Here is a 20,070-nt window from a genome sequence, read left to right on the forward strand (position 1 = left end):
CCGCTGAGAGGGCTCGCCGCGCCGAGGTGGCCGCGCGCCTGCCGTCGGCGCTGCGGCCGGAGTGGGAGCTGGGGACTGACGTCGGCCGACGGCCGGTGCGTGTGCATGTTGGGCGGGTGCGGCATGGGCGGGAAGGGGTTCCGGAGCAGCCGCCGAGCCGGGACGCTGCGTTGCGTGCGCTCGGCATGTAGCGCCTGGAGCCCTGCCCGTACTGTGCCCGGGAGGCGACTCTCGGCGTGCTGGACTGACTGGCCGCGTGCAGGCCGGTGGAATGGAGCGCGCACCGATCGTTGTGCACCGGATCTCCCCGTCGGGCGGCCGGCGGGTCACATTCCACGTGCGCGGTACCGACACCGTCCTGGGGGCGGCGTGCAGCGACGCTGACGTGATCGAGTTCCTGCGATGGAGGTCCCCGACCCGGACGAGTTGGTCCTCGGCGACAGCCCGCTGATCGTCTGGCAGGGCGACGGCCCGCACGAGTACGAGCCGGAGCCGGGGCCGCCTACTGACTTCCCCTGAGGCAGCGAACGGCATCCTTCCCGTGGGGAGGTCCGGCAAGGGCGCCAGCTTCGGGATAGTCCGGTGCGGGCCGGGCCGCCGGAGTCGCGACAGGACTTACTGATCTTTTCGTAAGTTCGGTGGGTGTGGTGGGTGGATGGTCAGGCCGGTGTGGGCGAGGAAGGACCATGGCAGTTGTGGGTTGTGGTTGATGCGGTGGATGCCTTGCTCGGTGGCGTCGGCGACATCGGCGAGGTGGTCGCCGGCGAGGTTGGCGAGTTCACGACCGTCCTCACCGGTGGGGAGCTGGACCCCGAGAAGATCAACCCCATCGCCGCCCGACACCACATCCGCTACGAGGAACGACGCCCCTGAAGGCGTTGGGCTTGGGCACGGGCGCATTCACGTGGGGCGGCAGCGCGAGTCGATCACGGCGGTAGTGCCGGGCGGGGTACGGCGCCGAGGACACCGGGCCGCCGCAAACCTCACGGGCTTCGAGACGGCACCGGTGGGCAACCGGCCGTGAAAACGCCGGGGCCGAACGCGCTTCAGGGGCTGGTCGTGGGGGAGATGGGCGCCGGGGCGAGGACATCGAGTTCCTCCAGGGCGCCCACCGCGATCTGCCGTGTCAGGGACTCGGCGCGGACCGCGTCGCCCTCCCGTACGGCCTCGGCGACCTGGACGTGGAGGGTGACGGCGGCCGGGTCGGGGTCCGGGAACATCACGGCGTGCTGCGTACGGCCGGTCAGGACCTCGGCGACGACGTCGCCCAGCCGGGCGAACATCTCGTTGCCGGAGGCGTTGAGCACGATCCGGTGGAAGTCGATGTCGTGGCGCAGGTACGCCTCCAGCTGGTGGCCGCGCGAGGTGCTGACCATGCCGAGGGCGGCCTCGGTGAGCGCGGCGCACTGGCCGGGGGTGGCGCGGGCGGCGGCGAGGCCGGCCGCGACCGGCTCGATCGCGGAGCGCAGCACGGTCAGGGAGCGCAGCTGGCGGGGCCGGTCGGCGCCGGCGAGGCGCCAGCGGATGACGCGCGGGTCATAGACGTTCCACTCCTCGGCGGGGCGTACGGTGACGCCGACGCGGCGGCGGGACTCGACCAGCTGCATGGACTCCAGGACGCGGACGACCTCACGGACCACGGTGCGTGAGGCGTCGAAGCGCTCCGCGATCTCGTCGGTGCGCAGGACGCTGCCTGGAGGGTGCTCGCCGGCGGTGATCGCGAGGCCGAGGGTGTCCAGCACGTGGGAGTGGAGTCCCTGGCCTTCGGTGGTCATGGCGTAAGCGTACGGGTGGCCCCTTGGCGAACAAAAGATGTGATGTTTGCCGCCACACTCTTGAATAAGTACTACTTAATAGGTTTCAGTGAGGGCGCACGAACCGATGTCGACGAGGACAGCGAGGCACGACATGAGCGGCACCCAGCGCGTGATGGTGGTGATGGGCGTGGCCGGCACGGGCAAGACGACAGTGGGCAGGCTGCTCGCGGACGCGCTCGGCCTCCCGTACGTGGAGGGCGACGCGTTCCACCCGGCGGCCAATGTCGCCAAGATGTCCGTCGGCATCCCGCTGGACGACGCCGACCGGCGGCCCTGGCTCGACGCCATCGGCGCGTGGATCGGCGCCCGGCCGCCGGGGCAGAGCGCGGTGGTGGCCTCTTCCGCCCTCAAGCGCGCCTACCGCGACCGACTGCGCGCCGCCGCGCCCGACGTCGTGTTCGTGCACCTGACCGGCGAGCGCCCGCTGATCGAGCGGCGCATGGCTGCGCGTACGGGCCACTTCATGCCGCCCGCGCTGCTGGACTCGCAGTTCGCCACGCTGGAACCGCTCCAGCGGGACGAACTCGGCGTCGTCGTCGACGTGTCCGGATCACCCGAGGAGATCACCGAACGGGCCCTGTCCGCGCTGTCCGCGCTGCCCGGTGCCGACCGGCCGGCCGCTCCCTCCCGAGAAAGATAAGGAACCCCACCGTGACAGGTCTCAGCGTCGAGATACTGGCAGCGGCCGCGCCCGCCCCGATTACCTCGGCCGGGAACGCCCAGCTGGGCGTGGCCGTCCTCGCGGGCATCGCCGTCATCGTCCTGCTCATCACCTGCCTCAAGCTGCACGCCTTCCTGGCGCTGACGGTCGGCTCGCTCGCCCTGGGGGTGTTCGCGGGCGCCCCGCTGGACAAGACCATCGCCAGCTTCACGGCCGGGCTCGGCGCCACGGTCGCCGGGGTCGGCGTACTCATCGCGCTCGGTGCGATCCTCGGCAGGCTGCTCGCCGACTCCGGTGGCGCCGACGAGATCGTCGACACCATCCTCGCCAAGGCCAAGGGGCGGGCCATGCCATGGGCCATGGTGCTGATCGCCTCGGTGATCGGGCTGCCGCTCTTCTTCGAGGTCGGCATCGTCCTGCTGATCCCGGTGGTGCTGCTGGTGGCCAAGCGGGGCAACTACTCGCTCATGCGTATCGGCATCCCGGCCCTGGCCGGCCTGTCCGTGATGCACGGGCTGATCCCCCCGCACCCCGGCCCGCTCGTCGCCATCGACGCGCTGCACGCGAACCTCGGCGTGACGCTCGCGCTCGGCGTGGTGGTGGCGATCCCGACCGTGATCATCGCCGGGCCGCTGTTCTCCCGGTACGCGGCCCGCTGGGTGGACATCCCGGCGCCTGAGCGCATGACCCCGCAGCGCCCCTCGGCGGAGCTGGAGCACCGCCCGCGGTTCGGGGCGACGGTGTTCACGGTGCTGCTGCCGGTGGCGCTGATGCTGGTCAAGGCGCTGGTCGACATCGTTGTCGATGATCCGAAGAACGGGCTGCAGCGGGTGACGGACGTCGCGGGATCGCCGCTGATCGCCCTGCTCGCGGCGGTGCTGGTGGGCATGTTCACCCTAGGGCGGGCGGCCGGATTCACCAAGGCGCGGCTCTCGACGACGGTGGAGAAGTCGCTGGCCCCGATCGCGGGCATCCTGCTGATCGTGGGCGCCGGCGGGGGTTTCAAGCAGACCCTGATCGACGCGGGCGTCGGCCGGATGATCCTGGACCTGTCGAAGGGCTGGTCGATCCCGGCCCTGCTGCTGGCCTGGCTGATCGCCGTGGCCATCCGGCTCGCGACGGGCTCGGCGACGGTCGCCACGATCTCGGCGGCCGGGCTGGTGGCTCCGCTGGCTGCGGGCATGTCGACCACCCAGACGGCCCTGCTGGTGCTGGCGGTCGGGTCGGGATCACTGTTCTTCAGCCACGTCAACGACGCCGGGTTCTGGCTGGTCAAGGAGTATTTCGGGATGACGGTCGGACAGACCATCAAGACCTGGTCGGTGATGGAGACCATCATCTCGGTGGCCGGCCTGGGCTTCGTCCTGCTGCTGTCACTGGTCCTGTAAGGACTGGGATCAGAATGAGGTGCTCGCCAATGGGGAATGACGGGATGCCAGTTGGCGTTGTTACCCGCCAGACAGGGGGTGGGCCCGGCCGAGACGCGTGGTGGGAGCAAGCCGTGGCTGGTCGAGGACGGTCTGTGGGAGCGGATCGAGCCGCTGCTGCCGGTGGTCGAGCGGCGCTTCCGGTATCCGGGGCGTCGGCGGATCAATGAGCGCCGGGTGCTGCGCGGGATCCTGTTTGTGCTGCACACCGGCATCCCTTGGCGGCATCTGCCGCAAGAGCTCGGCTACGGCTCGGGGATGACCTGCCGGCGGCGGCTGCGGGAGCGGAACGAGGCCGGGGTCTGGCAGCGTCTGCAATGAGCTGCTGCTCGCCGAACTGCGGGCGGCCGGGATGTTGGACTTGTCCCGGGCCGCCGTCGACTCTTAGCATGTGCGCGCGATGAAGGGCGGGCCGGCCACCGGACGCTCCCCGGTGGACCGTGGCAAGATCGGCAGCAAGCACCACGTGATTGTCGAGGCACACGGTTTCCCTCTGGCGGTGACGCTGACCGGGGGAAACCGCAATGACGTCACCGAGCTGATCCCGCTCATCCAGCCGAACACGGCCCGGCCTCTGAGGGCCGCGACCGCGAAGAGCTGGACATCCACGGACGGCCTCGGCCTCTGGTCGCCCGCACCCGCGAACGCCACCAACAGATCCACGAGCGCATCGAACGGGGTGACAGCCTTCGCGCCATCGCACGCGACCTCCAGCTCAGCCGCGGCACGGTCAACCGCTTCGCGCGCGCCGCAGAAGTCGATGAACTCCTCCTCGCAGCTATCCACCGACCCGCCCTGATCGACGACTACCGTCTCTACCTGCACCATCGCTGGATGGAAGGCTGCACCAACGCTTCCGCGCTCACCCGGGAAATCCAGCGGCTGGGCTACCGCGGCGACGTCAACACCGTCCGCCGGTACCTCAAGCCCTACCGCAACGGCGCGATCCCGGTCACCGCTCCATTGCCACACCTGACCGTCCGCAGGGTCACCGACTGGATCATGCGCCGGCCCGAGCACCTCACCGACGTTGAGCGAAAGGGTCTCGATGAGCTGTGCGAGAGGAACCCCGCGCTGACGACGACCGTCGAGTACCCACGCCGCCTGGCACTCACGATCAGCGACCGCCGCAGTGAACACCTAGCCCTCGACCTCTGGATGGCCGACGTTCGCCTCGACGGACAACGCGAACTCCGAACTTTTGCCAACCATGCGACGCGACCGCGCGGCCATCCAGACCGCCCTCACCACGACCTACACGTCCGGAGCCGTCGAGGGCAACGTCACCAGGATTAAGCTGCTGAAGAGACAGATGACACGGCCGCGCCAACTTCGACCTCCTACGACGCCGCATCCTGCTCTCACCATGATCAAGAGGCCGCTACCCCCAAATTTGCGACAGAGCCCAAGATCTGTGCCAGAACCCGGAACTCAGCGACATCTTCACTCGGCTAGATCAACATCCGCTGCCGAAACTCTGCATCAAACGCTCTTCGTCATCACCTACGAAGCCAGCCGGCCATCTGTATGCCGAAACTGAAAGTGATGAGGAGTAACTGCACGGAACCGCATGCCCGTCACCACTGGCGTCGGGCTGACCGCCGGTTCGCGGTGGACGGGCGGCACCACGGTGGTGGGTGGCGGGGCAACGGAGGCAAGCGCGGTGAACGCCGCCAGTCGGACATGCGTGATCTTGTTCCTAGGATGGCCTCATGTCTGTACCGTCACGGCCCCGTATCGCTGTCCTTGTCACGCTGCCCACCCTGGTGTCAGCCGGTCTGTCGGGGTGCTCCTTGAACCAGCCCGACGCGAACAGGGCGAATCCGTCCGGCGCGGCGGGGACGGCGGAGGCGAAACCGCCCGCGCCGAAGCCTGCGGGGGCGCCCGGTGACATCCTCGTGGGCGGCCGTCCTGTGACCGGTTCGGTCCCCTCCGGCAACGCGAGGTTCCCGTTCCGGCGAACCTATACGGACGGGGAGTTGTATGCGCCCGTCACCGGCTACCGCTCCTTGGCGTTCGGAGACATCCAGCTTGAGAGCATTCGGCGGGAGGACCTCGACGCGGGTAAGGACGTGGCGACCACCATCGATCCGGTGGTGCAGCGGGCCGCATTCGACGCGCTGCGCGGCCGTACCGGTGCCGCGGTGGCCCTCGACGCGCGGACGGGCGAAATCGTACTGGGTCTCTCCCCGCATGGTGACCGATCCCAAGACACCCCCTGATCCAGTACCGCAGCGACATCATCGACGGATGCCTCACCGGGACCGGACTCACACTGCCGACACCACGCCTACAACCTCAGTAGTACTCCGATTTACTGGAAATCGGAGTGCTGGGGCCGGGTGTGGTGATGGATCGGCGTCGCAGGCGTCACGCTCGCCCTCGGGATCAAATGCCGAGGAGCGAGCGGATGAAGCCTGACATCAGCGGACCGGCCCGGCTGGGACCGTTGCCCCGTCGAGGGAAGTGGCCGAACCGGCGGAGCCTCGCCTTGCCTTCCCTGGTGCTGGCGGCGGCGACCTGCTTTATGCGCTCTCGGGTCCGGGAGTCGACCTTGCCGAGCCCATTGAGAGCGTGCGAGACCGTGGTGCGCGACACCCCGGCGACCCGTGTGACATCGGCGATCGTCGTCGGCCTCGGCCCGGAACCGGAAGGGGAAATATGCGGGGAGGATCCTCTCCTGCTGAGCAATGTTGTCTCTTCCGTCATCGCCGACGGGACTGGCGCTCCGGAGGGGGCCCCACGGCGATGGTGCTCGGGCCGCAATGGCGATGTCCCCCACCGGCATGCCGGTGGGGGACATCGCGTTCACGATCCGGGGATCAGTCGAGCTGGGTGATCGTCGGGAGGTCGGCCGTGGCGGCCGCGTTGGCGGCGGGCAGGGCCGTCGGGTAGATGCGGACGTCGCTCACCGCGCCGTTCGCGTACTCGCCGTACGCGCCGGTGGCGATGCGGCGGCCGATCTGTACCGGGCCCGCCGCGTTCCAGTTCGGGCTCGTGTACGGGCCGGTCGCGGAGAGCTGGCCGTCGACGTAGAGGCTGAGCTGGTCGGTGGTCGCGTTGAAGACGCCGACCAGGTGGGTCCAGCGGCCCACAACCGGTGATTCCCCGTACACCGCCGAGAACGTGGTGGTGCTGACCGCGGGATCGTGGTGCAGGCCGAAGGCCCACGCCTTCTTGCCCGCCGAGTAGTACAGCTGCATGCCGTTGTACTGGGCCGCGGCGTCCGTCTGCGAGACGAACGTCGAGTTGCCGGTCAGGGAGCCCAGCTTCACCCAGGCCGAGACCGAGTAGCTGGCCGAGGTGTCGACTGCGGGGCCGGTGGAGGCCGCGTAGCCGGTGGTGCCGGACAGGCTCAGGACCCGCCCGCGGGCGGCGTCCGTGGTCCAGGCGTACGTACCGGACAGGGTCGCGTCGAGTGCGCCCGGACCGTCGGCCACCGAGATGCCCGTGCCCTCGTTCAACCGCCAGGCGTGCGTGGCCGAGCTGCCGACCGCGCCCAGGGAGGCGGGAGCGGCGAAGGCGGCGATCCCGGCCTGCGGGGCGGTGCCGGGGAACTCGATCAGCTGACTGGCGGCGTCGACGGCGTAGAGCTCGGGGTTGCCGTCGGGGCCGCCGGCCGGGCTGTTGAGGTCGCCCGGGGACATGACCGCGGGGTAGTCGGCCGCGGTGAGGACCGGGGCCAGTGGGGTGGGTGGGTTGGAGGCCCAGCCGGCCGGGGCGCCGGCGGTCCAGACCTGAGCGTTGGTCTGGTTGCAGGTGTAGATGGTCAGCTGGGTGCCGGGGGTCTGGTTGGCGTTGGGGTCGTCCAGGCACTTGCCGGAGCTGGGGTTCATCAGACCGCCCCCGGGGCTGAGGACCCATTGCTGGGCGGCGACGCCGGGGCCGCAGGACCACAGTTGCACGATGGTGCCGTTGGTCGAACCGTTGTTGTCGACGTCCAGGCAGCCGCCCAGGGCCCGGAGCGTGCCGTCGGCCATCAGCGTCCAGCTCTGGGCGTTGGTTTGGTTGCACCACCAGACCTGGACGCGGGTGCCGTTGGCCTTACTGGCGTGGTCCACGTCGAGGCAGAGCTTCTGGCCGTCGGTCGTGGTCACCTGGGAGGTCAGCGCCGTGCGCACCGGGGCGTGCAGCAGCGAGGGCACCAGGTTCGCGTCCACGGTGATAGGGAAGGACATCACCGAGCCGGTCATGTCGTCCCGGGCCCAGACGACGGCGGAGCCGCCGATGATGGCGCCCTTGCCGTTGGCGTCTTTGGTAAGAGCGCCGCCGACGGTGCCCGGGCCGAGGAGCGTGTAGCCGGACCAGTCGCCGTCACCGAGCAGCAGCGGGTGCTTGAAGTGGCCGCCGCCGTCGGTCTGGTAGATCCACAGCTTCTTGCCCTCGACGGTGATCACCGCGGGATAGTTCGTGGTGTTGCCGTACAGGTTGCCCGGGGTGATCAGCTGCTCGATGTTCCAGGCGGAGGCGTTGTACCCGGCGGTGCGGCAGCGGCTGTCGTCCACCACGCGCGTCACCGGCTCGCAGGCGTCCTTGGGGACCACGTCGAAGCGCTTGCCGGTGAAGCCGCCGTACGTGGAGTACGCGACGCGCGGGAAGGCGTTGTCGGCGTTCGGGTCGAGGTCGTTCTTGACGATGTAGAGCTGGTGGCTCGTCTTGTTGAAGGCGAACAGGTCGTCCACGTCGCTGCCGTGCAGGTTGCCGCGGTGCGCGATGAGGTAGTTGTCCCAGCCCGTGCCGTCGGGGGACTGCGCGGCGGTCGCGACGGTCACCGGGCCGGTGGCCGGCGGGGCGGGGTCGGTGTGGGGGCCGGTCTGCACCGGCTTGACGGGCTGCGCCGCGTCGGTGTTGCCTGGGATCAGGTTGAGGTCGCCGGTCCGCGTGGTGGCGAGCAGGTCGGATATGCCGTCGCCGGTGATGTCACCCGGGGTGATCTTGGTGTCGGGGTTCCACGGGACGGCGTAGGTGTAACTGACCGGGGCCTGCGAGAGGTTGCCCGCCTTGTCCACGGCGGCGACGTACAGGGTGTGCACGCCCCAGGCTGTCACGGGCACGGTGAGCTTCGCGGTCGCCCGGCCGGCGCCGTCGGTCGCGCCGATCGCGACCGGGGTGCCGACCTGGGCCGTGGGCTGGCTGTCGAGGCGCCACACGAAGTGGTCCATGCCACTGGAGAGGCAGGGGCCGGGAGTGCAGGTGGTGGCCGGGGCGACATCGCTCGCGCCGACGTCGAAGGAGGTGGTGCGGCCCGGTCCCGCGTAGACGACCGGATTGCCGGCGCCGGCGCCGACGTGCGGGAAGGAGGCGTTCGCGGCGATGGCGGGTGTCTCGGGCGGGCTGAAGTCCGTACGGAACCAGCAGTGTTCGGAGACCGGGGAGGTCAGCGCGGCGGACGCGTTGTCCTTCGCGTAGGCGTCCCAGCCGTACTCGTGGCCGTCCTTGAGCGCGATCCCGACGGGGACGGCAGCGTCCTGGCCGGAGGCCACGTACGTGCTCGACGGGGAGGCGATCGTGGTCGGGTTGCCGTTGGTCAGAATGGTCCTGTCCCAGAACTCGTAGACGGCGCTGGCGAGTTCACCCGAGACATTGGTCCTCACGGTCGAGTGCAGCTGGAGGTTGCTGCCCGCGGCCGAATAGCTCGTGGCGCCGACCCATCCGAGCCCGGTGATGGTGCACGGGCCGGAGGCCCCGACGGCGGATGGGGTGGTGTGCAGGTCGGACGGCACCTCCGGCGCGATGTCGAAGGTGGTCACCAGGGTGATCACGGTCGATACGCGCAGGTAGTTGTCGTTGTTGCTGGAGATCGACTCGTCGCCGAACAGGCCGACCGTCCAGGTGTCGATGCCGTTCTGGGCGATCTTCTGCGCCTGACCGGTCACCGTGAAGGTGGCGGTGCTGTTGCTGCAGCTGCTCTTGGAGTTGGCGCCACTGGGCACCGTCACGCCCACCGCCGCGTATCCGTTGTCGACGGAGGGCTGGTTGTTCCAGGCGGTGTTGGAGTAGATCACCCCCGTGGTGCGCAGGGTGATCGGCTGGTTCTGCGAGCAGTCCCAGCTCGCCGCGTAGGTGGTGGGAATCGTGATCAGGGCCTTGGACACCACCATCTGCGGGGAGAGCCCGCTGGTGTCGATGGCGTAGTACGAGCGCTCCAGGCCGCTGCCGCAGACGCCGCCCCAGCGCTGGTAGCCCACGCCCTCACCGCCGGACTGCGGCTTGTCGTACTGCGGGCTGCCGGAGCAGGAGCTGTTGGAGTACACCTCGTCGTAGTGGCCCGACTTGCTCGACACGGGGTTGGTGTACGGGTCTATGTACAGCGGGTAGACCACGTCCGGGCCGGTGAGGGCGGAGGCGTCCGGGCGCAGAGTGAGCGCGTCGGGCGTGGCCGTCATCGGGACCGTGTCGACGAATGCGCCGCCACCCGGTCCGCCGACGGAGGAGGCGGCCGGTGCCCCGGGCCGCTGCGCGGCGGTGACGGTGGGCGCTTCCGCGGCGGCCTGGGTGCCCGGTTTCGTCAGGACGGACTTCGCCTGTGGCGTTCCAGCGGCCTCGGTGGAGGAGTCCCACATGAGGGGGAGCGGCGAGACGTAGTCGAGGGCGCCGTTCGCGGTCGTGGCGGTCATGCCGCCCGACTCGGTCTGGGCGACCTTGAGCCCCTCGGCGGCGGTGGCGAGCCGAAGCTCTCTGACCCGTGGGTCGGCGGCCGCGGCGGCGTCGTGGACGATCAGGATGTCGCTGAATCCGCCCTGGTCGGTCACGGACACCGACAGGTCGACACCCGGCAGCACCGAGCGGTACAGCGCGGTGGCGCCGGAGACCTGGGGGGCCGGCAGCGCAAACGGCATGGTCAACGCGAGCCTGTTGCCGTCCTCGTGAGCGAGCCGGACGGCCGGGCCAGTGCCACCGCCCGAGAGGGTCACCCCGTGCGGGCTGGCGGCGGGGGACCAGGTGCCGTCGGCGTTCTTGCGCAGGGTCGCGTCGACGGGGGTCCAGGAGCCACCCTTGCGGATGCGGACGGGCTTGAGGTGGGTGGTGGACGTGAAGGATCCATCGGGGTTCGCCACGGTGTCGGAGGTCTGGGTGGTGAGCGAGTCCACCGGAACGGCCTCGCGCTTCGCCGCGGCCTCCTGCTGGGCCGCGAGCATGCTGCCGGCGGGGGCCGGCGCGGCGGTTCCGTTCGTGGCCAGGGCCGGTGCCGCGGGCGAACCGAGGGCGAGAACGGAAATTCCCACGAGCAGTTTCTGAGACATCGTCAGACGTTTCGATCTGCTCGCATCGCGGATTCTTCGGTCAATCATCAGTCAAGTTCCTTGCAAGAGTGTGCCGAGTGGAATCCTTGATTCCCCCATGTATGGCCGTCCCGTTGAGACGGTTCACGGGTCGAGAGCTCGGCGATTTGTCGGATTGGCTGGAAGTTTGTCCTACGTAAAAGGTGCACAAAGCGCCTTCATGGATGGCCGATTATGTTCGAACCCACTGCCGAGTCACCGTATTGATTAAGCCTCATTCGTATCAATAGCCTCCGGACGATCACACGACTGGTGTGGTCGCAACTCGGCGGCCGCGTTCATCCGGCCGCCTGTGTGGGGGGATGCACGTGGCACGACGGCGTCGCTGGTTCGCGACCGTCAGATTCCGGATATGGCACGGCAGACGCATTGCGGGTTTGGCGATCGTCGCCGCCCTCGCACTGCTCCTGCCGGTCGTCTTCACCCAGGGACTCGACCTGGGGATGCTCGGAGCAGGAAAGGCCGACTGGGAGGACCGCGGCGGCCAAGCCGGGGACTACCACTTCGTAGGCAAGGTGTGGAAGCCGCAGAAGGTCCCCGCCACCGCGGGCGTGGCCGGCCACAAGCTGACCGCCGGAAAGTCGGCGGGTCAGCCGGAGGGTTTCAAGCCGCTGGGCACGTACCAGGCCGCGGCGCCGGTGTGGCCCAAGGCCGGCAAGGCAACCGTCCAGCTCGCGGCCGGCGCGCCCGCGGCCGCCGACGGTACGAACAAGAACGAGCCGACCGGCAAGCCGGTCAAGGCCGGCGCGCTGCCCGTATGGGTGGCCTCCGTGCACCCCGCCACCGTCGGCGCCCAGGGGCAGGCCCCGGCCGCGTCCGACGCCGCCGTGCGCGTCGAGGTGGCCTCGCACGACCGGGCCCTCAAGGCTGGCGCCAACGGCATGCTGCTCTCCGTGGCGCAGGCCGGACCGGCCACCGCTGCCGCTCCCGTGCAGGTCGTCGTGGACTACGCCGCGCTCGCCAAGGCGTACGGTGGCGGCTACGGTTCCCGCCTCCAGCTGGTGCAGCTGCCGGCCTGCGCTCTGACGACCCCGCAGCGCGCCGAGTGTCGTACCCAGACACCGATCGAGTTCGAGAACCGCGCGACGGCCGATCAGCTGACCGCGAGGGTCGAGCTGAAGGCGGCCGCCCCGGCGGCGAAGCCCGCGGCGGCGACCGGTTCGGTGACCGGGGCGACGTACGCCTCGTTCTCCACCACGGCGGCGACCGCGGCCGCGGCAGCCGAGTCCACCACCCTCGCGGTGACCTCCGGCAGTGGCGGCTCCCAGGGCGACTACTCCGCGACCTCGCTGAACCCCTCGGGCAGCTGGCAGGCCAGCGGCGCAGGCGCCTTCACCTACTCGTACCCGATCAGCGTACCGGCGGGCCTCGGTGGCAACGCCCCGTCGGTCGGCCTGGCCTACGACTCGCAGGCCGTGGACGGCGAGACCTCGGCCCGCAACTCCCAGTCCACCTGGATCGGTGACGGCTGGAGCTACGACCCCGGCTTCGTCGAGCGCACGTACCGCGGCTGCGGCACTCTGCGCGACTCCGCCGGCGACAAGGTCCTCAAGAGTTCCGGTGACCAGTGCTGGAGCGGCGCCAACGCCCAGATCTCCTTCGGCCCGCACTCCGGCGTACTCGTGCCCATCGCCAAGGACCCGAACGTTCCAGGCGAACTGCGCCAGTGGCAGCTGCGCGGCGACGACGGAACGATCGTCCAGGAAATGTCCGGCGCGGCCAACGGTCTCCAGGACGGCACCTACTTCCGTGTCCTGTCGTCCGACGGCACCGCCGCCTACTTCGGCTCCACCCACGCCCCCTCGGGCGTAGCCGCCGGCGTCCCGCAGTCGGGCACTCCCACGGACGACAGCACCAACTCGGCCTGGGGCCTGCCGGTCCTCCACCCGGAGTCCGCGGACCCCTGCTATGACTCGGCCAAGGGCAAGGCCTCGCGGTGCGCCAAGCCGGAGGGCTGGCGCTGGAACCTTGACTTCGTCGTCTCGCCGAACGGCCTGGTCCAGCGGTACGACTACACCAGCGAGTCGAACTACTACAGCCTCGGCGGCGGCCAGGCCGACGACGGAAAGTTCGGCACACTCACCCCGTACACCCGCGGTGGCACCCTCGCCTCGATCTCCTACGGTTACACGGTCGCCGACGCGCTGGCCAAGCGCACCCCGTCGGCCCAGGTGGTCTTCAACTCCAAGCAGCGCTGCCAGACGACGAGCACCTTCACCGACTGCTCTGCGGGCAACCTGAAGGACGAGAACGCCTCGCACTGGCCGGACACCCCGTGGGACCTTCACTGCGACTCCACGGACAAGACCACCATCCCGGACGGCGCCACCACGGTGCCCACGGACGTCTGCGTGACGGCGGGCCCGACCTTCTGGTCGACTACGCGACTCGACAGCATCACCACCCAGGTCCACGTCAAGGACGCCACGACGGACAAGCTGGTCCCCGTCGACTCCTACCACCTCGCCCACGTCTTCTCCGACGCGGGCGGCACGGTCGACCCGGTCACCGGCACCTCCGTGGACCCCGCGCACTCGGGCTTCCTGCAGGCGGTGATGTGGCTCCAGACGGTGCAGCACACCGGCAAGGACACCTACGGCAACGGCAACAGCGACATCACCCTGAACAAGGTGGCATTCACGGGCACCGAGATCGACAACCGCGTCAACGACGTGATGCCCTCGGCCCCTCCGCTGTACCACCCGCGCATGTCCAGCATCCAGACCGAGACCGGCGAATCCATCGCCGTGGACTACAACCAGGCGCCCTGCCAGGGCAAGATCCTCACCTTCGCGGCCGCGGACTCCAACACCGAGTCCTGCTACCCCGCGTACTGGAGCGTGCCGGGGTCCTCGAAGCCGACGGCAGACTGGTTCAACAAGGTCACCGTCAGCACGGTGACCACCTCGGACCTGACGATCGCCTCCGCCTACCGGCCCGACGGCAAGGCGGCACCCGCCGGGTCTGCCTCGCGCGTCTCCACGTACACGTACGCGGGCGCGGCCTGGCACCGCGACGATTCGCCCAACAGCGACGACCAGTACCGCACGTGGAACCAGTTCCGCGGCTTCCGCACGGTCACCGTCCAGACGGGCCGGGCCCCCGAGCCCGTCACCCAGACCGTGTCCACCTACCTCCAGGGCATGGACGGGGACTACAAGGCCGACGGCAGCCGCCGCAGCGTGACCCTGGACGCCAGGGTGGGCGGCGCCGTCGTGCAGACGGTCACCGACTCCGACCAGCTGGCCGGCACGGAACTGCAGAACGACACGTACACGGCGGCCGGCGGCACCGTCGTCGCCACCGACATCAGCGCTCCCTTCACCTACACCAGCGTCGCGAGCAGCGCGCAGACGGCCTGGAGCGGCTGGGAGCAGACCGAACACCCCGGTGAGACCAAGCCGGCGCTGTCCACGCTGCCGGCGTTGACCGCGTACCGGATGCAGAACAGCCAGACGCACGGCTACGAGAAGCTCGCCAACGGCACCTGGCGCCACACCCGGACCGACACGGCGTACGACGCCCAGGGCCGGCTCTCCACCACCGACGCGCACGGCGACGTCAGCGACCCCTCCCAGGAGCGGTGCACGACTACGGCGTACGCGAACGCTCCACCGAGCAACCCGCGGATGATCTCCTACCCCGACCAGGTCACCTCGGTCAGCGGCCCCTGCGCCGCCGCGACCGCGGCGAACCTGCTCTCGGACCGCAAGGTCTTCTACGCCGGCGACGGCAGCCTCGCCGGACTCGGCACCTTCGGCCAGGTGTCGGCGACCGCCGCCGCCACCGGTGTGCAGATCGCGACGGGGTTCACCGGCAGCACCGAGAACTGGCAGACCACCGCTGCCATGAAGTACGACGGCATCGGCCGGGTCACGGACGCGCTCGACGCGACCGGGCAGAACACGCACACCGACTTCGTCCCCGCATGGAGCAGTGCGGGCAACAACGTCACCCCCACCACGATCAGGACCACCAACAGCCAGAACTGGGTGGTGTCCTCGACCCACTCCCCGTTGCGCGGCCTGGCCATGCAGAACACCGACGCGAACGGTCGCAAGACCGAGATCGCCTACGACGCCCTCGGCCGCCGCACCTCGGTGTGGCTCCCCGGACGTGACAAGAGCGCCGGAAAGAGTCCGGACCGCACCTTCTCCTACTCCATCAACGCGGGCGCCGTCGCGGCTCCGGGCGACACCGTCACCCAGCCAGGCGCGCCCTCGGCGGTCACCTCGAAGACGCTGCGGGAGGACGGCACGTACTCCGTCAGTGTCGCCCTCTACGACGGCATGCTCCAGCAACGCCAGGTGCAGAGCACCCCGCAGGGGGACAGCGACACCGGCCGGATCGTCGCCGACACCTTCTACGACTCGCACGGCTGGCCCGTCACCTCGTACTCCGCGTACTACGATCCGGGCGCCTCGCCGACCGGGACGCTGTTCGCGGCCAACGAGAACCAGATCCCGTCGGAGTCCACCACCGCCTACGACGGCCTGGGGCGTGCCCTCACCTCGACGCTCTGGCACCAGGCCGTCGAGCAGTGGCACTCCTCCACGAGCTACCCGGGCGCGGACGAGACGGACAGCACGTCCCCCGCCGGTGGACGCACCACCGCATCCTTCACCAACGCGATCGGCCAGACCGTCCGCACCGTGGTGAAGAACACCGACGCCACGGTGACCCTGCACGGCGGGGACGTCATCCCCTCCGGTACCTCGCTCGCCTCCAACAGCGTGCGCCTCACCATGCAGGCGGACGGCAACCTGGTCCTGACCGCACTGGCCACCGGCGCGCAGATCTGGGCAAGCGGTACCGCAGGCAACCCCGGCGCCTACGCGAAGTTCGGCACGGACGGCAATCTCGCGGTCTACACGACCTCGAACGTCTCCAAGTGGACCACCGGCCTTGCCGCGTCCACCGGATCCACCTTCCGGACGCGGGCCGACTCCACCGTCGTCGTGGTCGCCGCCGACAACAGCACCGTGCTCTGGCGACAGGGCACGGCCAACGCGGTCCCCGCGGCGAGCTCCACCACGAGCTACACCTACACACCGGCCGGCCAGCCCGCCACGATCAAGGACAACGCCGGCAATACCTGGTCCACCACCTACGACCCGCTAGGCCGGACGCTCTCGCAGACGGACCCGAACACCGGCACCGCGACGCTCGACAAGTACGACCTCGCGGGCAACCTGGTCCAGGCCACCGACAGCCGCGGCCAGACCATGTCCTACACCTACGACTGGAGCAACCGCAGGACCGGTGAGTACACCGGCCCGTGGTCGGCCACCCCCGACCCGGCCAAACTCCAGGCGAGCTGGCTGTACGACACCCTGGCCAAGGGGTACGCGACCTCCTCGACGCGGTATGTGGGCGGCGCCTCCGGCAAGGCCTACACCCAGGCGGTCACCGGCTACAACACGGTCTACCAGCCCCTCGGTACGACCGTGACGATCCCCGCCTCGGACGGCTTCGCCGCGCCGGGCCAGTCCGCCGCTCCCGCGAGCGGAACCGTCACCTACGGGACGAGCGTCGACTACACGCCCACCACCGGCCTGCTGTCGACCACGCACTACCAGGCCGACGGCAACCTCCCCGCCGAGGACGTGGACTACGGCTACACCCAGCAGGGTGCCCTGTCCGCATTCGGCGGGTACATCTCCGCGGCCAACACCCCCGCCTACCTGGCGGCGGCCGTGCACGACGAGTTCGGCCGCACCAAGCAGACGAACTACGGCGCGAGTGGCAAGCAGCTCGCCACCTTCGCTCAGTACGACGGCACCACCGGGCGCACCACGCAGACCAGCAGCATGGTGCAGACCTCGGCGACGGCGCTCGACGTCGTCGACTACCGCTACAACCAGGTCGGCGAGATCACCGCGATCGACGACCTGCAGAACAACACCACGCACGACACGCAGTGCTTCACCTACGACTCCTTCCAGCGCCTGACCCAGGCCTGGACGGACACCGCGGGCATCACCTCCCCCTCGGCGGCGCCCGTCGGCGCGATCGGCGGTTGCACCACCACCCGTGTGAAGACCACGAATTCGGGCCAGATCAAGACCACCACGGTCGGCGGCCCGGCCCCGTACTGGCAGACGTACACCTTCGACCAGCTCGGTGACCGCACCGGCATGGTCAACCACGACCCGGGCGGCAACGCCCTGGCGGACACCACCCAGTCCATCGCCTACGCCGGCACGAACGGCACCGCCGCTTCGACCCTGCCGAACCAGGCAGGCGCCACAACCGGGGGCAGCCCCGCCGACGGCTCGGCCACTTGGGCGAACTCGTACACCGATCCGGCGTACGGGAACAAGAACGCCGGCAACACCATGAGCCGGAAGGTCACCACCACGGGACCGCTCACCACCGGCTTCGCCCTGGCCGGGGGCGGCAAGCTCTGCATCGAGACCGCGGGCGGCGCCGCCGCGGCGGGCACCAAGGTCCAGGTCGGCGCGTGCAGCGGCACCAGCACGGCGCAGACCTGGGCGATCGGCACGGATGGCACCGTCAGGGTGCTCGGCATGTGCTTGGACACGGTCGCCAACGCGACGGCGCCCGGCACCCTGGTGGTGATCGACACCTGCAGTGCGGACGCCAGCCAGAAGTGGAAGGCGACCACCACCGGCACCGTGGTCAACGCGGCGAACAGCGCGGTCTGCCTGACCGACCCCGCCGCGAACGCCACCGCCGGAACCCAGCTGACCCTCGCCACCTGCGGCGGCGCCGGACAGGTGTGGAAGGCGGCGTCCACGGGCTCTGTTCCGGCCGGGCAGACCCAGACCCTCACCTACGACCCCGAGGGCCGTACGGCCACGGTCACCACGGGCACCGGCACGACCACGTCCTCCAGCAAGTACCTGTACGACGCCGACGGGCAGCTGCTCATGCAGACCGGCGGCGCGGGAGGGACGGACAAGACCCGCGTCCTGTACCTCTTCGGCGGCGCGGAGCAGATCACTCTGAACGTGGCGGCGAAGACCTGGACGGGTCTGCGCCACTACGCGGGCCCCGACGGCACCACGGTCACCCGCACCAGCTCGGGTGCCGTCAGCTACCAGATCGGCAACGCCCAGGGCACGCCCACCGTCTCCGTGGACGCGGGCAGCCTGCTGGCCACGCGCCGTGCCTACGACCCGTACGGCAACGCACGTGGTACGAAACCCGGTTCGTGGGTCTCCGCGGACGAGAACAGGGGGTTCCTGGGGCAGCCCCTGGACGCTTCCAGTGGGCTGAACCTGCTCGGTGCCCGCAACTACGAGTCGACGACGGGCCGTTTCCTCAGCCCGGACCCGGTCTTCCAGGCCGGTGACCCCAATCAGATGGGCGGGTACACCTACGCGGCCGACAATCCGGCCAGCGGCAGCGACGCCAGCGGCATGGACAACTGGTACTTGGACCCGTCCATGAACGTCTGTGTCATCGACTGCGGGGGCTCGCCGCCGCCGCCGAAGAAGACCGTCACCACGACCACGGTCACGACGAAGACGTCCAGCGGCGGCCACAAGGGGGGCGGAGGCTGCTCGGGCTTCTGGGGCTGCGTCGGCCACTACGTCGAGAAGGCCGCACCGTACGTCGTGGTGGCCTTGGTGGTGGTGGTGATCGTCGTCGCGGTCGTCGCCTGCACCGCGGAGTCGGGCGGCCTGCTCGGCCCCGCATGTGCCGAGGGCGCGGCCGCGGCGTTCGTGGCGACCTGCGGGGCGCTGCTGGGCGACTGCGGTCCCGGCCCAGGAGGAGAGGGGCTCACCGAAGGGGCCCGTGAGGACTCCTCACGGGGCGTCAAGCCGTCCGGTGAGTCCAGCGCGGCGGGATCGAAGGGCGCGGGCTCCGCGGGCGGCGCGGCGAAGGAAGCAGCCCACGACGCGGAGGGCGCCAACACGGCGGCCCCCAAGAAGGGCACGAACCAGCAGGCCGCGGAATCCGCGGCGGCCTCCACGGCCCACGCGGACGAGCCGGTCACCGGCAACTCCGGGACGACGTGCAGCTTCTCGCCGGACACCCCCGTCCTGCTGGACGGGGGCGGCACCAAGCCGATCGCCGAGGTCGTCCCGGGCGATGCGGTGGAGGCGGCCGACCCGGACAGCGGCCAGGACGCCGGCGGGCGCACGGTCGTGGCCACCTGGGCCCACGACGACAGCGATCTGGTCGACGTCGTCGTCGAGCTGTCCCCGGGTGACGTGGAAGCCGTCCACACCACCTCGGAACACCCCTTCTGGGACGCGACGACCCACAGCTGGGTCCCGGCCGCGGCCCTGGTCCCGGGTCACGCGCTCGTCACTCGGGACGGCCGCACGCTTCGCGTGGTCGAGGTCCGGCGGACTGCGGGCAAGGCGACCCGTTACAACCTGACCGTCGACGGCCTGCACACGTTCTACGTCCTGGCCGGCACCACGCCGGTACTGGTGCACAACACCTGTGGCGAGAGCGGTGCCGGCGGCGACCACCTCGTCCTCGGGATCAACCCGGGGGCGGACAGCCTGGCCGGGGAGATCGGGGCCAAAACGTACAACCACAAGAAGTACGGCGACGCCCCGGCGGGCACCCCGCTCTGGCAGACGGGCGTGCTGGCCGACGTTCCCAATACCAAGGTCAGGCTCTCCGTCCTGCTGGACGGCCTGCGCGGCGACACCCACGAGGAACAGTTCCGGCTGGCCTACATCGCGGGCGTCAAGGCGGGCAAGAACAAGGCCGCTGAGAACGGGTCGGGCCTCGGAACGGTCTGGGAGATGAGCGTGGTCGGAAAGAGCGCCTATCTGGCTCATTTCGGGGAAGAGGGCGAGAGGCCCTGGTCCAAGATCGAGTGGTGGTCCAATGGAGAGCAGGTGTTCCCCGACGAGCCGGACTGGAGGGAGCTGCGGAAGGCCGCGGGCCAGTGA

General features: G+C 69.9%; 8 protein-coding genes and 2 pseudogenes. 7 read left to right on the forward strand and 3 right to left on the reverse strand.

All coding sequences use genetic code 11. The features are described 5' to 3' along the window. Positions 1–714: 714 nt before the first annotated feature. On the forward strand, positions 715–873 hold the full coding sequence (locus ACWGH1_RS09780) for a hypothetical protein (protein WP_453354449.1): 159 nt from the start codon (positions 715–717) through the stop codon (positions 871–873). 173 nt (positions 874–1,046) lie between these two features. Here the strand turns inward: ACWGH1_RS09780 and ACWGH1_RS09785 are convergent, their stop codons facing one another. Then, the gene (locus ACWGH1_RS09785) at positions 1,047–1,775 is read right to left on the reverse strand and encodes a FadR/GntR family transcriptional regulator (RefSeq protein WP_453354450.1); all 729 of its coding nucleotides are present in this window, start codon (positions 1,773–1,775) and stop codon (positions 1,047–1,049) included. A 133-nt stretch (positions 1,776–1,908) separates the two neighbouring features. On the opposite strand from ACWGH1_RS09785, the gene ACWGH1_RS09790 reads away from it, so the two are divergent. The 5 genes and pseudogenes from ACWGH1_RS09790 (at position 1,909) to ACWGH1_RS09810 (ending at position 6,127) form a co-directional block, all read left to right on the forward strand. After that, positions 1,909–2,457, forward strand: coding sequence for a gluconokinase (locus ACWGH1_RS09790; protein WP_453354451.1), 549 nt, complete (start codon positions 1,909–1,911; stop codon positions 2,455–2,457). 11 nt (positions 2,458–2,468) lie between these two features. Beyond that, positions 2,469–3,866 (forward strand): GntT/GntP/DsdX family permease, encoded by a 1,398-nt coding sequence (locus ACWGH1_RS09795; protein ID WP_453354452.1) that lies wholly within the window; start codon positions 2,469–2,471, stop codon positions 3,864–3,866. A gap of 36 nt (positions 3,867–3,902) precedes the next feature. After that, positions 3,903–4,458 (forward strand): annotated as a pseudogene (locus tag ACWGH1_RS09800) (IS5 family transposase); the annotation flags it as partial. Positions 4,459–4,739: 281 nt separating this feature from the next. Continuing rightward, a complete protein-coding gene (locus ACWGH1_RS09805) occupies positions 4,740–5,201 on the forward strand; it encodes a hypothetical protein (protein ID WP_453354453.1) in 462 nt (153 codons plus the stop codon). A gap of 497 nt (positions 5,202–5,698) precedes the next feature. Further along, a complete protein-coding gene (locus ACWGH1_RS09810; protein WP_453354454.1) occupies positions 5,699–6,127 on the forward strand; it encodes a hypothetical protein in 429 nt (142 codons plus the stop codon). Between the two features lie 285 nt (positions 6,128–6,412). Here ACWGH1_RS09810 and ACWGH1_RS09815 read toward each other — a convergent pair. Together ACWGH1_RS09815 and ACWGH1_RS09820 are read right to left on the reverse strand one after the other, a co-directional pair. Then, a pseudogene (locus ACWGH1_RS09815) lies at positions 6,413–6,566 on the reverse strand (LacI family DNA-binding transcriptional regulator); the annotation flags it as partial. A gap of 161 nt (positions 6,567–6,727) precedes the next feature. After that, positions 6,728–11,149, reverse strand: a complete 4,422-nt coding sequence (locus ACWGH1_RS09820; RefSeq protein ID WP_453408587.1) for a LamG-like jellyroll fold domain-containing protein — start codon at positions 11,147–11,149, stop codon at positions 6,728–6,730. A 416-nt stretch (positions 11,150–11,565) separates the two neighbouring features. On the opposite strand from ACWGH1_RS09820, the gene ACWGH1_RS09825 reads away from it, so the two are divergent. Next, the gene (locus tag ACWGH1_RS09825; protein WP_453352855.1) at positions 11,566–20,070 is read left to right on the forward strand and encodes a ricin-type beta-trefoil lectin domain protein; all 8,505 of its coding nucleotides are present in this window, start codon (positions 11,566–11,568) and stop codon (positions 20,068–20,070) included.

The organism is Streptomyces sp. NPDC054883 (genome assembly GCF_053610645.1).